The 15,220-nt window shown below is 40.7% G+C and carries 12 protein-coding genes; 7 read left to right on the top strand and 5 right to left on the bottom strand.

Translation table 11 applies throughout. The annotated features are described in order from the left end of the window. Nucleotide 1: 1 nt before the first annotated feature. From HYU69_10250 to HYU69_10230, 5 genes are all read right to left on the bottom strand, one after another. Nucleotides 2–688, bottom strand: a complete 687-nt coding sequence (locus HYU69_10250) for an OmpA family protein (protein ID MBI2270719.1) — start codon at nt 686–688, stop codon at nt 2–4. Nucleotides 689–877: 189 nt separating this feature from the next. Next, a complete protein-coding gene (locus HYU69_10245) occupies nt 878–3,685 on the bottom strand; it encodes a PD-(D/E)XK nuclease family protein (GenBank protein MBI2270718.1) in 2,808 nt (935 codons plus the stop codon). A 338-nt stretch (nt 3,686–4,023) separates the two neighbouring features. Next, on the bottom strand, nt 4,024–4,605 hold the full coding sequence (locus tag HYU69_10240) for a tRNA-(ms[2]io[6]A)-hydroxylase (protein MBI2270717.1): 582 nt from the start codon (nt 4,603–4,605) through the stop codon (nt 4,024–4,026). A 1-nt stretch (nt 4,606) separates the two neighbouring features. Beyond that, nucleotides 4,607–5,851 carry a cation:proton antiporter gene (locus HYU69_10235; GenBank protein MBI2270716.1) on the bottom strand — a complete coding sequence of 415 codons (1,245 nt, stop codon included), beginning with the start codon at nt 5,849–5,851 and terminating at the stop codon, nt 4,607–4,609. A gap of 1 nt (nt 5,852) precedes the next feature. Next, nucleotides 5,853–6,734 carry a universal stress protein gene (locus HYU69_10230; protein MBI2270715.1) on the bottom strand — a complete coding sequence of 294 codons (882 nt, stop codon included), beginning with the start codon at nt 6,732–6,734 and terminating at the stop codon, nt 5,853–5,855. Nucleotides 6,735–7,070: 336 nt separating this feature from the next. Here HYU69_10230 and HYU69_10225 point away from each other — a divergent pair, with 336 nt between their 5' ends. The 7 genes from HYU69_10225 to HYU69_10195 all read left to right on the top strand — a co-directional run bounded on the left by HYU69_10225 (nt 7,071) and on the right by HYU69_10195 (nt 15,133). Then, complete coding sequence (locus HYU69_10225) at nt 7,071–7,808, top strand: acyl-CoA desaturase (protein ID MBI2270714.1); 738 nt, start codon at nt 7,071–7,073, stop codon at nt 7,806–7,808. 12 nt (nt 7,809–7,820) lie between these two features. After that, nucleotides 7,821–8,879, top strand: coding sequence for a signal peptidase I (gene lepB, locus HYU69_10220; GenBank protein MBI2270713.1), 1,059 nt, complete (start codon nt 7,821–7,823; stop codon nt 8,877–8,879). Between the two features lie 89 nt (nt 8,880–8,968). Then, on the top strand, nt 8,969–9,577 hold the full coding sequence (locus HYU69_10215) for a WbqC family protein (GenBank protein MBI2270712.1): 609 nt from the start codon (nt 8,969–8,971) through the stop codon (nt 9,575–9,577). A 301-nt stretch (nt 9,578–9,878) separates the two neighbouring features. Then, nucleotides 9,879–11,210 (top strand): hypothetical protein, encoded by a 1,332-nt coding sequence (locus HYU69_10210; protein ID MBI2270711.1) that lies wholly within the window; start codon nt 9,879–9,881, stop codon nt 11,208–11,210. Beyond that, nucleotides 11,177–11,833, top strand: a complete 657-nt coding sequence (locus HYU69_10205; GenBank protein ID MBI2270710.1) for a hypothetical protein — start codon at nt 11,177–11,179, stop codon at nt 11,831–11,833. The genes HYU69_10210 and HYU69_10205 overlap by 34 nt, the downstream gene beginning before the upstream one ends. A 49-nt stretch (nt 11,834–11,882) precedes the next feature. After that, a complete protein-coding gene (locus HYU69_10200) occupies nt 11,883–14,354 on the top strand; it encodes a hypothetical protein (GenBank protein ID MBI2270709.1) in 2,472 nt (823 codons plus the stop codon). After that, on the top strand, nt 14,294–15,133 hold the full coding sequence (locus tag HYU69_10195; protein ID MBI2270708.1) for a hypothetical protein: 840 nt from the start codon (nt 14,294–14,296) through the stop codon (nt 15,131–15,133). Before HYU69_10200 ends, HYU69_10195 begins: the two co-directional genes overlap by 61 nt. Nucleotides 15,134–15,220 lie beyond the last annotated feature (87 nt).

Genomic DNA, 15,220 nt, shown 5'->3' with positions numbered 1-15,220 from the left:
TCTATTCCTTAACTATTCTGACTTCCGTTCTCCTGTTTTTTTGCTTGCCTTTATCTGTACTGTTATCCGCGACAGGCTGTGCATCCCCGTATCCTTTGGCAGTAACATGATCCGGAGCAACACCTTTTTTTATTATGTAATCCCGAACGGTTTTGGCCCGATCTTCTGAAAGCTTCTGGTTGACATCCTTAGCCCCCACATTATCAGTATGGCCCGCGATCTCAATAACAAGCGATTTTTTAAGCATCATATATTCAGCCAATTCATTCAGCTCTTTTGATGACTCAGGCCGCAAAGAGGCTTTGCCGGTATCAAAAAAAACATTATCGAGTGTATAGGTTTTCGGCAGATCAAAAATAATGTTCACATCAAAACTTACAAGCGTATCTTTTGAAACAAGCAGTGTAAGTGTTGAATAATCAACATTCGTGCTGAAGGCTTTATACTTCAACTTATAGGTCGCTCCTTTAGGAACAAGTATTTTAAATTTCCCATCTTCTTTTGTAATACCGCTATATTGCTTTTTAGTGGTGGTATTTTCAAAAGTTACCGCTTCACCGGCCTGGGGTTTCTTTTTATTATCAGCTACATTAACTGTTAAGCAAGCCTCTGTGAGGGTTGGTTCCAGGTCCTGTGCATTAGCAATGCCAACGAATAAAAAAGGAATGATGACAAATAATTTTCTCATGTTCAATGGTATTTATATCAACTAAAGTACGAATTATACCCAACTAAATCGCGCTCAATACTATATCGTGAACGGGATAAATTTCAGCATAAATGCAACGATCTACTCCGTATTATGTACAACCGGTCAATCCAGGTTCTCACAACTAATTCTGATCTCGTTCATACAGCAAAACCCAATAGAACAGGTTTATCGGCTACAAATCGTTTTAAAATCACAATACTCACAGACGGCTTTATCTTCCGTTTTGTTGAACGAAACAGCGGGATCGTAAATTTCTTCCAATATACTTTTAAGCACTATTTCGAATTTCTGCAGATGGTCAGTAGTGATTTTATCACTATCAACAATTTTAACAGTTTTTAATCCGGCACTCAGCTGGCGGAAACTAATTATACCCGACTGAACACTATTGAAATTTTTAACGACACTATTTTTATGATAAAGCCATGCATACATTAATAACTGAAAGCTTTTGTTTAAGTTGAGGTCGTGCTTCAGCAATTCCCATTCTTTCACATTCAGCTCTTTATCCTCTGTTCTGCCGGTCTTATAATCAATGATCCTTGAAGTGTTGTTAAACATATCAACGCGGTCGATCTTGCCCCTGGTTTTAACAATTTTGCTACCTACTGTGATCTCACTTTCAAAAGCTTGCTCCAGCTTCTCTATGATCAACCTGTTCTTTTGCTCACTTAATGCACCCAGCATTTCAATCTCTTTGTCCAAAAAGCCCTGAATAAATTTATTCGCGACTTTAAGGGTTAACAAATTCTTTCCATATGCGAGATCGTCGGCAGGATAATAGGATTCGAAATTCTGCTTTAGTATTTGTTCAGTTTGTTCTTTCATCGCCTTCAGATCACTTACGGCTAATGCTTTGCCAATAATTGGCTTATAAAATTCTTCCAGCGTTTTATGAATAACATTTCCAAGAGTATCGGCTCCAATGGTCTCTTCTACTTCATTGGTTTCCTTCAATTGACCTACAAGGTGAAAATAAAATCTGAGTGAGCAATTACGGTAAATATTCAAAAGTGAAGGAGAAAAACCCTCTTCACCCTTTTTATTGATGATCTCCAGTATATCATCGGTTTTTCTAATAGTTATTGGCGTTTCACCGGCCTGTTGCTCAATACTTACTTCAAGCAATTGTTCATTTATAGTACTTCCTTTATTAACCTGCGGAAACTCATATAATAATTGGGTCAAAAACCTGCTTTTTTCCCCTCCCCCAAGATTATCCGACTCCGTATTATATATGATATGAATATTTTTAGCGCGTTGCAGCAAACGATAAAAGTGGTAGGCGAAGATCGAATCCTTTTCCGAATATGTTGGCAAACCAAATACCCGCTTTACATCAAAAGGGATAAATGAGTTTTGTGTTTTGCCGGACGGCAACAACCCTTCATTAACGGACAGCAAAATAATATTCTCAAAATCAAGTGTACGGGTTTCCAACACTCCCATTACCTGCAGCCCCGATACAGGTTCACCATAAAATGAAAGATTGGTGGCGCGTATCAATTGTTTTAAAAGACCATGAAAGGTTTTAATATCCGTAATTGCCGGATAACTTTCCGTTAAAGATCTTATACGTTTTATGATTTTAGAATACGCAAAAAGATATTCCAATTCGAGATTGGTTTTCGAAGTATCAGTGTTATATTTTCTATTCCATTGTTCAACAGAACGTTCTTTCAAAGAATCCATGAGTGAATACAGGCAATCGAAGATCGACCCGACAGTTGACCACTTATTAAAAAACACATTCAGCAGACGGGTTTTCTCTGATACAGATGCACCAAGCACCGGATCGAACGTTTTAAGCGTACAGAACACAATGTTCTTTTCCTGCAAATAGTTGACCAGCTTTTGTGTAATAGCTTCTGTCCCGCTATTTAAAAGCAATTTAGTATACGGATGATTAAGCAAATTAATCACATCATGGTGATAAAATTGCGCGTTGCGGTTGAGTCGCCGCGCATTTTCATGTAACTGAAACAGCAATTCACTAAAACCGCTGATTGGTGTATTCTTCAATGGATAACCCATTGTTACATTCACATTACTCACCTGCTCCGGCAGGGAATGTAACACAGGAAACAACAGATTTTCGTCCGCAAGCACAATAGCGGTTTGTGTTAAATTGGTTTGCGGATTGTCTTTTAAAAGATCGCCGATCAGCTGGCCCGCCAGCTTTGCCTGAGCAATGTTTTTTGAAACACCCGTAACAGTTATTCTTTTCTGATCAGTGTTCAGGTCATTCCCAATCCACTGGAACTCATTTTTGCTATTTATCTTGAATAAGTCCGTCTCCTTGTGTCTTCGAAGGAACCTTCCGGCTTCCTGCATCTTATCATTCATATAATATGAATCGGCATCCCATAGCGTTTCGGCTTTACCAAGACTAATCAACTCTCTGAAAATTTTTTCTTCCGCCGCATTCAGTGCATTAAAGCCGGCAAAAATTATTTTATGCCAATTGTGTTGTTTTATTTTTTCACCGGCCTGCCCGGCAACGACCCTATACGCCAGGCCCTGATAGGCTCTCTTGCTTTTAAGCAACCTTTCAGTGAAGCCGGTATAATATTTTCCGGTCGATTCCCAGAAATGCAGATAATCCTGTTGAAAGGGTGTAAGATCAGGCCCCAAAAGACTCCAGCTCTCCAACTCTTTTATATTTCTCAGATTTCCGAACAGATCCTTTGCATTTACCAGGTAACTATCAATGTCATTAAAGTCACTCAATAATATTTGCCCCCATTTCGTGAACTCATCAAAACTTTCAGCTTTATCCTTTTCGGAATCCCTGTACACCTCATATATAGAAAAAATTTCGGGCGACCAGAATGGCCTGTCCATTCGCCTTGCCAACGCAGCCTTAAAGAATAAACCCGCCCGGCGATTTGGAAAAACAAGGCACAATTCACTCATCTTATCGGGATAAGTTTTAAAAACATACTCGGCTACGTGATCGAGAAAGGTTTGCATAATATATCAGGCCTCATCCCACCCTTCTCCAATTGGAGAAGGAGCAGATTATTCACTTCCTAAAGAATTCAAATAAATTTAGTACTATTTTTGTCACTTATAAAAACACCACAAGGACGTGAATTACCCGCAGTACCGCAAATACAAGAATAATAAAAGTTATTTCAAAATAAGTTCCCCCGATACATTTGAAGAGATCAGAGCTACCGGCGGGAAATATTTTCTATATCAATTCAACGCGAAAATATTACCCGATCGAAATTTCATCTCTGACATGTTACACAACTATGAAGAGCACTGGGAGGTTATAACAGAAAGCGAATACAAATCCATTCAGCTTAACCATGAATAGTTTCACTCCTGCCGTAATTCGCGATCACTTTTGATTCAAAATCGAGCCACTCTTTCCAGCGCTTATCAACCTCTTCAGGATTAAGATGTTTCCTGGCAAGTTGGATAAACGTAGTGTAATGCCCCGCTTCGCTGATCATCAGCTCACGGTAAAAATCAGCAAGTTCTTTGTCTTTTATATTTTCAGTCAGCACTTTAAACCGCTCGCAACTGCGCGCCTCTATCATCGCCGAGAACAATAAGCGATCCATAAGGACGATCTCCCTGCGATAACCTGTACGCATAAACTTATAGAGTTCATTCACATAGCTGTCCTTTCGCTCCGGAGCTAACTTAAATCCCCTTGCTTTTATCTTTTGGTGAACCATTTCAAAGTGCGAAAGTTCTTCCTGCGCGATCTTCAGTAACACATCCACCATTTCAGTATAATCGGGATAACTAACCACCATAGAAATGGCATTTGAGGTCGCCTTTTGTTCGCACCAGGCGTGATCAATTAAAATCTCTTCGAGATTGGATTCGGCTATATTTGCCCAACGGGGGTCAGTAGGTAATTTTAATCCCAGCATGTTATTGTTTAGCTATTTGGTCGCCTACAAAATATTTCATCATCGGGCCGCTGATCATGCTTGTAACCAATGCCATCACCACGAGCGCGACAAACATTTTTTCATTGATCAATCCGGCATTCAAAGCAAGCGTACCCAGTATGATCTCCATTGCTCCCCTTGCATTTAAGCCAAAGCCAACTGCCAATGATTCACGCTTTGTTAAACCGCCAAGGTATGCTCCAAGGCTGGCACCAAATGATTTGCAAAATATCGCAATGGCCAATACAATAAGCACTAATTGAATGTCGAAATTCCGGATAAAATCAACCTTCAATCCGAGCGAAACGAAAAACAAAGGAGCAAAAACATTGGTTACAAACTGGTGAATGATCTCCCGTGCTTTCTCGTGCAAATGCACCGAATCGCCAAAAGCAATACCCATGATAAAGGCCCCCAATATAGCATGCAGCCCTATCTTTTCTGTAAATGCGGCACCAAGAAAACAAAAACCAAGGCAAATAGACAACACTCCGCCCGGCCATGAAAGTTTAGTCTGTATCCAGGGCAGTGTTCTGTCAATGATGCGCTTACCAATAAGCAGCATAAACAAACCGAACCCCAATACCATACCTATTGTATTCCATATATTGTGTATCTCTCCTTCCTGCCCGATCAAACTTAAAATCAATGAAAAAACAAGCCAGCCAGTAAGGTCATCGAATATTGCAGCAGAAATAATAACCATGCCAACCTTTGTTTTAAACATATTCAGATCCATCAAAATGCGTGTAATTACAGGTAAAGCAGAAATGGCCATAGCTGTACCAAAAAACAATGCATAGATCGATTTATCCTGCCCATCACATTGAAGCACCTGTGGAAACATCCAAACTCCCGCAAATCCTATTACAAAAGGAATGATCATACTTGTTACACTGGTATAAATAGCGGCCTTCCCCTGTTTTAAAATAATGTTGAGCTGAACTTCAAGTCCGGCCACAAATAGCAGCATAATTACGGCAAGCGAAACAATACCATCAAACGCAATCTTTTCAGCACCGATACGGGGGAATATGGCAGTAAACATATCGGGCCAAAGCCTGCCCAATACAGATGGACCAAGCAGTATCCCGATAAATATTTCTCCCATTACGATCGGCATTTTGAACTTCTTTCCTAATTCTGCCATAAAACGCGAAAGGATAAGAATAACGCCAAGGGCGATTAACAACAGTACAAGATCAGTATGTGTGAATTTTAACATTTTATAAGCGCGAGTGAACAATCAGCACATTGCACGGAAGGTTTTGCAAAACGTACTCGATATCATGTGTAAATATCCGATCGAGCAGGTTCAGATGAATATCGGGCGAATTAATGACCAACAGATCCGCATTTTTACTTTTAGCATAACTGCTTATAGCATAACCCGGCCTTCCCTGAACAATCTTTTCTTTGATCTTAATATCCGGGTATTGTTTATGACTCTCTTCAATGATCGGATGCAACCTGGAGGCCTGCTCTTCCGTTATATCCTTTTTAATTTTACTGGCCTCAGGAGCGGTGCTGCTATCGGCCATCGTCATAGTTAATGCGGGGTTGTGAACTTCGGTTACTATTGTTACCTCCTTTGCACCAAGGTGTTTAGCAATATAGAGTGAAGTATTAATCGTGTGAATAGTCTTTGGATTATCAACGCCATTTACAATAATTTTTTTCACCTTATGCGATTCGACTTTGGGCTCTGTAATAAGAAAGACAGAGGTTTTTGCCTTTCTGCTGATGGAACGGGCCACAGAACCCAGGTAAAACTTAAACAGATTCTCTTTTTGTATAGCTCCAAGTACCAACAGGTCCACAATATTTAACTTACAAACATTTAAGATCGTCTCTACCGGATCTCCATCCATCCAGATGATGCGGCAATTTCCCTGATCGATACCTGCAGTTTTCATGCTCTTATCCAATGCCTCTTCCTTGTCCGCTGTTTTTTCACCCACATGTATCAATATCATAGCTGCTCCAAGGTAATTACGCAGGCGATTGGCTTCAGAGAGTAAGCCATCTAAACGCGGTGAAAAAGCAATGGCCACCGCGATCGTTTCTATCGGAAAAGAAGGACGTTTTTTAAGCTTGTTATAATCCATTTTAATTGTGTTTTGTCAGAGGTCAAATATAGTAAAAAGGAGTCAGGAGAGGGAGGCAGGAAGTTGGAAGTCAGGAGATGGGAGAATAGGAAACGGGAAAGTGGTAAGAGGAAGGTGATTGGTGATCGCTAAAAGGGCTGGCAATTAACAACAGACAACAAAAAACAGGGGTAGATCAACGTGTAAAAAAATTTAACAACTATTTAAAGTTCCCCTTCTTTGATTATGTATTTTTGAATTCAGGTATAAAATAGTCATCGCGCCAAAAGGCGTGACAAGCAGAAATGAATATTATGACTATTCCACCTGACAATTGAAAACCAAAAATAAGCACGGGTGAAAACTATTCTTATTTTCTTTGTTGCGCATTGGTTCTTGTCGCTCTTTTCTCAAACATTTTTCCTGCACAGGTACTGTTCACACAAAATGTTCAGCATGACGAAGGGCTGGGAGCGGTTTTTCTACTTTTTTACATTTATCACACAGGGTTCATCGTTTTTGAATCCGCGGGCCTATGCTATTATACACCGTATGCACCATGCGTACAGCGATACTGAAAAAGATCCTCACTCACCATACTTTATAAAGGATGTATGGGGATTGATGCTCCGAACAAAAGACATTTACCGTCAATATGTGCTCAACAAACTCCAACCCGAACCTGAATTCAAAGACCGTTACCCTTTGTGGCCATTTATGGATAAGGTAAGTGATATGTGGGTAACGCGTATCACTTTTGCCGGAGCATACATTGCTTTTTATTTACATTTTATTTCTGCGGCTACGGGATGGGTGTTTTTATTACTGCCTGTTCATTTTTTTATGGGACCAATACACGGTGCCATTGTAAACTGGTGTGGCCATAAATACGGCTATGAGAATTATGACAATAAGGATCGCAGTAAAAACACGTTACCGGTCGATTTTTTAATGATGGGCGAACTTTTCCAGAACAACCACCATAAAAGTCCAAACAGTCCTAACTTTGCAAGAAAATGGTTTGAGTTCGATCCGGGTTATTATATTGTCAGATCCCTACACCTGTTGGGCGTTATAAGGTTAAGAAAAACTTAATACCCTGATGGTTTGAAAAAACACAAAAGTCATTTACGTGAATGGATCAGCGCTGTTTTGCTCGCGCTTATTGTTGTCATTTTGCTTCGGGCCTTCCTCTTTGAAGCTTTTACCATCCCTACCCCATCCATGGAAAAAACTCTCCAGCCGGGCGACTTTATTATAATTAATAAACTGGATTACGGTCCGCGCATTCCAATAACACCACTTACTTTCCCCTTTACTCATCAGACCTATCCCTTTACAACAGGCATGCGATCCTATCTCGACTGGATACAATTGCCGTATTTCCGTATTCCGGGTCTTTCGGAGATCAAACACAACGACGTGGTAGTTTTTAATTACCCTGACGAAGATGAACATCCTGTTGATCAACGCACACACTTTATAAAACGATGTATAGCCTTGCCAGGCGACACACTTGAAATACGAAAAAGTGCAGTTTATATAAATGACACATTAATTGCAGAACCTGAAAATCTCCAGTATAATTACCATATTAAAACCAACAAAGGTGGCCTTAGCCAGCTGTTGCTTGATTCCCTTGATATTACCGAGGGAGGTAAAATATCGAAGAATGGCGATTACTCATTTAGTCTGACCCGCAGGAAAGCGGAGAAACTTAAAAACATGTCCGCTATTTCTGTTGTGGAAATGTTCTGTGAAAAGCAGGGAAGTTTTTCCGATTTCATTTTTCCAAACGATGAAAAAATAAAATGGAACGTTGATTGGTTCGGACCTGTTGCGATACCGCGCAAAGGCGATTCTGTTAATATAGGGATAACCGTTTTGCCATTATACCGCCGTATTATAAGTGTTTACGAAAACAATAAACTGGAGGTACGCAACGATTCCATTTTCATTAATGACAAATACGCGGCACGCTACTGCTTTAAAATGAATTATTATTTTATGATGGGTGATAACCGTCACAACTCTGCCGATTCACGCTTCTGGGGTTTTGTACCGGAGAATCATATTGTCGGAAAAGCGACCTGTATTTTATTTTCGATGAATAAAGGAAGTACCGGCGGAAGCAGGTGGAGCCGATGGTTTACGAAGATCGAATAAACACACTTTTCATTCTTTAAGGCTTGTGGCAAAATTTGCCGGCAAAGGCGCGAAGAAAGTAAAAGGTAAAAACTATACCAGTAAGTAACATGTCATTATTACCAACGGCCTACCTCCCTCCTGTTCAATATTATTCAAAGCTTATTGCTTGCCCGGAAGTTACCATTGAGCATTTCGAACACTTTCCAAAACAAACCTATCGCAATCGCGCTTATGTATACAGTCCGAATGGAAAACAGATATTAACTGTTCCTTTAAAAAACCGAACCGAAAGAACGATTACAAAAGACATTCGTATCTGTTACAATGATCCCTGGCAAATGATGCACTGGCGATCGATGGAAGCAGCCTATAGACGCTCTCCCTATTTTGAATATTACGAAGATGATCTTGCTCCTTTTTATAAAGAAAAAAAACACGAGTTTTTAATTGACCTTAATATGGAGTTGATGATGTTCATCAATTCATTACTCAAAATAAATGTTAAATACCGGTTCACTTCTGATTATGAAAAAACATATCCAAACGTAAACGACTATAGAAATATTATTTCTCCCAAAACAGATTTAAGTCTTGATCAAACTTTCATTATGAAAAAATACTCCCAGGTGTTTGATACCAGGCATGGTTTTATACCGAATCTGAGTATTGTCGACCTGCTGTTTAACCACGGGCCAAGGAGTTTAGAGTATTTATAAAAAAGTTCAAAGTTCCGGGTTCAAAGTTCAAGGTTTAACCTCAATTAACAATACTGCTAACCCACCAACCTTGAACTCTGAACCCAGAACATTGAACCTTGAACTTTGAACCCGGAACGTTAAACCCGGAACCTATTGTTATCAACACCTTATCCACAAAATTCCAATTCTGTTAATATCTTGCTGATAAGTACGGTATCTGAAAAACTACCAAAGTATCAGTGTTTTCGCACTTTTGTTCAGTTCCGAAATGAACTGTTAAATCCTGCCTACCGTCAGGCAGGCGTAAATTTGTAACTTTATGCAAGACACCCTTTTACGCAGTGTTTCGACCCATTATGAGGCCTTAATACCTCAAAGCCAGGAGCCGATACTCATACTTGTCGCGTTGTACAGGAAAATACAAAACAACGAGATCGATGAAGCCTTCACACAACATGATTTTGAACAGGCTGTTGCCGAAGTGAGTGAAGCGATATCACGGGACAAGCAAATACAAGCGGAGAATATCTCTAAAAAATTAAGCCAGTACTTTTACACAACACTTAAACGCGGCAATGAATACCGCTACCAGCTTACTGTTTTCGCTACCGACCTGGTTCGGATCATGCTTCAGGAAATCCAGCCTGAGTTTGAGAACATCGAACTGATCCACACATTTAAACGCACCCTGCAGCTTGTTGACGAAGACCTTAAGTCCATACAAACATTCGAATACTGGTACCTGAATCACTACCAACCCTCCAGGAGAGTGGTGCTTTCACATACCGAAAATCTGCAACGTATGGTTGACGACCGCACCATCGCGCTTCGCCAGTTGATGAAGAATAATATTGAGAACACAAAAGGACTCATCACCAGTTTCATTAATATTTTCGAAGAGCTTGGCCGCCAGTCAGAAGGATTAACGCAGACGCTTACCTTCAAACAAAATATTTTCGACAGCATTAAAGCCGCTGAAGTAAATTTTCTTGATAAAAAAGATGCTTGGGAAAAATACACCCGCATACGTTCGGAAATTGAGCGTTTCTTTGAGAACATTGATAACCGCATGCTTTCTATCAACGATCGCATTCAACTGTCAGTTAGCCGCCTCAAAGCCCTTTACGATACACTCCAGTATAAGCAGCTGTATAAACTGAAAATGGAAAAACTGCTTATGTTCATGTTACGCGGCACCAAAGCTGATGAGAACGGAGATCTTAAATTACCTGAACCAATGCAGGCTAAACGCATACCTTATCATCGTTCACGCTTGCCACAAATACCTAAACTCGACTTCGCGAATGTGGAACCTGCGGATGTACCTGACTTTCTTGTCGATGCGGAATACCTGAAAGTGAAAGAACAACAAAACTACAACCTGCTCGCCCGCCAGGAAAGTATTTCCATGTGGCTTGAAAGTATTAACAAAGACCTCATGGCAGGTAAGTCTATCCTGTTTGACGATTGGTTCAAAAATATTTATGCAAAAGAGAAAAATCTCGAAGTTCCGATAGACGTTTGTTTCGGACTTATCCAGCGGTATGGAAAAAACAAAGACATTGAATTTGTAATTGATAAAACAAAACCTTTTTACCCTAAAGAAGACCTGGCACTATGGAAAATGAAAATTCAAACTTCGAATTCTTAACACGCGAAGCGGCGGTAAAATACTTTGCCGAAACCGACTTTACGTTGAAACAAGGCCGCCACATACAACAGTATGGCGCTGACTCAAAATTGTTCGACTATTTGTACGACAATTATGAAGATCTCGCGAAATATTATGAGCAGTTATTCGGCGTATATCTGCGCAAAGAAAACAATGACCGCGATGAATACTTTTATCTTGATTTCCCCGAAGATGGTCATGGCCGTTTTGTAAAAGACCGCTACAAAGAACTTGATCCCCGCCATGTTATATTCGGCATCCTTCTCCTGAATGTTTATAAGGAACGTATGTTCGAAAAGAAAGAGATGAAATGGGAAAACCTGGAGCAGCTTTTTGACGAAAGCGAAAGCCGTGAGTTATGGCAAAAGCTGCTTTATGGTGAAGTGAAACGCAATTACACTCCTCACGAAAAAGAAGAAGTAAAACGCAGAGCCGAACACACACTTAACCTTTTTGACAAATTGGGATGGATACAATGGATAGACCCTACAAATATTCATTTTGAGATCATGCCATCCATTGAGCGCATCGGAAAATTATATGCGAATGAAATCGCAAATGTTGAATTGATGAGTGAATATATTCACGAACAAGTTCTTTAACAGATCGTAAACCGTATAAGTAAATTATAGAAATACTATATCAATGGAAATGAACAACAAGTACCCCCGGATCTATTCGCTGTCAACAGTTGGCGTGCGCCAGCATAACAATGCGGATTACCTGCTTCACCACACCCGCACCGACTTTACCGGTGACAACGGATTGGGTAAATCCATCATTGCTGACTTAATGCAGCTTATTTTTGTTCCCAAGCGCGACATGTGGAAACCCGGTACCGAAGGCGTTGGCAAAAACGACCGCCGTATTGAAGGTATACCGCTTAATAAAGACTATGTTACCCATGCCTACACTTTTATAAACATTGAGCGCTACCAGGGGCACTTCATTACCATTGGTGCCTATATACCGAAAAACTCACGCTTGCCTGTACGTCCTTTCATTGTGCAAAAAGGTGATGATTTTGAAAGTAAAACACTGATCTCTTTCAGCAAACCTTTAAAGGCAACCGATTTCATAAATGAAGCAAAACAGGTTCTCGATCTGAAACAAATTAAGGATCAGCTATTGCATAAGTATGATGTTCATTTGAAAGATTTCGTTAACCACGATGAGATCCAGCTGTATTATGAGATGTTGTACAAAAATCAACTCGTGCCCATCGACCTGACAAAAGAGAACAACCTGAAAACCTACGCGAAGATCTTACAATCATTCGCGCGTGCGAAAACTCTTGATATCAATAACTCCCGCAGCCTCCAGAATTTTTTGTTTGAAGACAACGATATCATCAAACAAATTTTTGAAGAACAAAAAGATCAGCTGGTAAGCTATATACGCCAGTACAACAAGAACCGCCGGCTTATTGACGAATTGGAAGTGAAACAAACAAAACTCACTTCGCTGCAGGTGCTTTTTGAACGCTTTTCAACCAGCAAGATCGATTACCTGAAAGCGGATGCGGTTGTTGCTTCACTGACTTATTTAGACGCTCAAAATATCACGGAAGACAATGAGGTCCGCCTGAATACGGCTTTAACCAGCTATAAGAAAAGTGAGAATGAAGTGAGAATGCAGGCCGAATCAATCCTCCGCCTGCACCAGGAGATCATCGCGACCACAAATATTTTAAAAGACAAACTCGAAAATGAACTGCCAACCCTGACAGATGAGAAGATTGATATCAGGCGTATGGAAGCCAACAAGCTTTGGGGGCTTGTGAGCCAGTTGGAAAGTATCGCTCCTGTTTTCAAGAAATATAAAAACGTTAAAGCGATCCAGAAAAAGCTGGCCGACCAGGCACGCATCCGTGAACAAAAGAAAAAGCTGGACGCGTTGAAAAGCATTTCAAGTTTTGAAGCGTTTGAAAAATCAGAATGGGTAAAGAACTATACTGAAGCGTACGAGACCTACCAACAAAAGCTCATCGAGCTTCCACAAACCATTGCTTCGCTCAAAAACCTGTTAGACATTTACCAAAGCGACACCGGCGCCGATACCTTTTTACATTGGGCAATTGATCAAAAGAAAGCTTTAACAATAGGACAGGAAACTGTGCTGATGCACTTAAAAGACATCATGCTCAGCAAACCTAAAAAGAATGAAGCCGGCTCTGTTTACACCACCAATGCGGGTAAACTGATGAACAGCTTTGAAGAGACCAAAGAAGGTGTTTGGTTGGTTATGGGCGAACTGCGTGAGTTTGTTCCTTTTGTTACCAAGCAAAAATTCGACAATGCCAAATCGCTCAAATCATCCATTCAAAAAGACAGCACTGATTTGAAATCGCAGATTTTAGAAGCACAGACTGAATTTGAAACCATTACCACGCTTAACCGCGAGTTAACCGAAATCGGATTTAATACCGAAGCTCTTGAAGCCTATAATAACCGCAAGGAAATTGAAAACTTTGAATTTGATGAGGCGTTGAACGAAACTATTGTTCCGCTTATTGAGAACAACATCAGCAGTCTTGAAAAATTCGATACGCTTTCTGAACAATACAAGTCGGCTAACGATGAAGCTACTTCACTGACCAAGCGCCAGACGGAATTACGCATTGACCTGGATGTGGTGAACAAAGACCTTATCACCTATATTTCTTACTTAGACGGCAATTACAAAAGCGCGAAAAAGTCTAACAAAGACCTGGAGGCCACTCTTGCTGACAGAAGTATTGAAGACCTGAAAACGCGCAAAAGCGAAACCTGGAACCAAATCGAGCTGTTAATTGAAAGCAAAGAGAATGCCGAGCGTAATATTATTTCGAATGAAGGGATTATTGAAAGCGCGAAAGAACGCAAGAAACAACTGAGCGTTGAAATTGACAAACTCGCCAAAATATTTGAAGAGAAACGTAAAGCGCTTGAAACAGAAACCGAATTTAAGTTCGAAGACCTGTTAGCTGAAAGCAAGATCAGAAAAACCCTGAACTTGAGAACGACCGCTTTAACTTCCATACCCTTGTGCGCATACTTTGCGGCAAACTGGCCCTGGAAGGCATGGCCCCTGAGCTTGTTAAACTCAACGAAGAGATCAAGAAATTCGGCGACCTTCAGGTAGCCATCATCATCAATGTATTCTCGCAGGTGGAGAAACAATACACCAACCTGCGCCGTTTGGTGACTGAACTGAACTTCTTCTTCCAGGAGAACAAGATCAGCCACGGGTACTCGTTCCGAATCGACTTCAACGACCGCAAAGACATCAGCATCGACTGGATATCGAAAATGCGCGAGCGTGCCAAAGTACAACGCTTTGGTGCCGACCTGTTCAGCGACATACAAGGCATTAACACCAACGACAGCTCACCGGATGCGTTGATCATCAGCATCGCGCAGGCATTCAGCCAGGCACGTAACTGTGAGTTGGAAGACCTCCTCAACCCGAAATATTATTTCGAACTTAAAGTAGGTCTGTTTGACGATAAAGGCAATAAATACTCAGGCTCCGGCGGACAGGCTTACACTGCGCTTGCACTGTTGTGTATAGGCCGTTTGTCAGTTATTCAGCGTGAAAAAGATCGTCCGGGTGTTAAGTTCATCATCATCGAGGAGCTTTCCAACATCGATGATACCAATTTCGGGCTGTTCCCTCAAATAGCAGAGCATTTCGGTTATCAGCTCCTGACAATGACACCAAAACCTTTCGGTACATATACCGAAGACCATTGGTTCCTGCACATGCTGGTGCGCGGAAAAGACAAGGACATCAATTACCAGCCGATGAGTTTCTTCAAAACCAAGAATACCAAGAAGTTGCTGAAAGATTATATCACCGAAGTTGAAACGGATAGCAAAGCCGCTAAAAACTCGGAAAATACGGATATAACGAATAATTAAATTGTTGTTTAGGTAACAAAAGCCATCCTGCAGTTGCGGATGGCTTTTGTTTTGGAATACACTTTTATTACCAAGTAAATGGAACAA

Source organism: Bacteroidota bacterium (assembly GCA_016183775.1).
Classification (GTDB): Bacteria; Bacteroidota; Bacteroidia; order JABDFU01; family JABDFU01; genus JABDFU01.
This window is presented reverse-complemented; position numbering and strand designations above follow the sequence as displayed.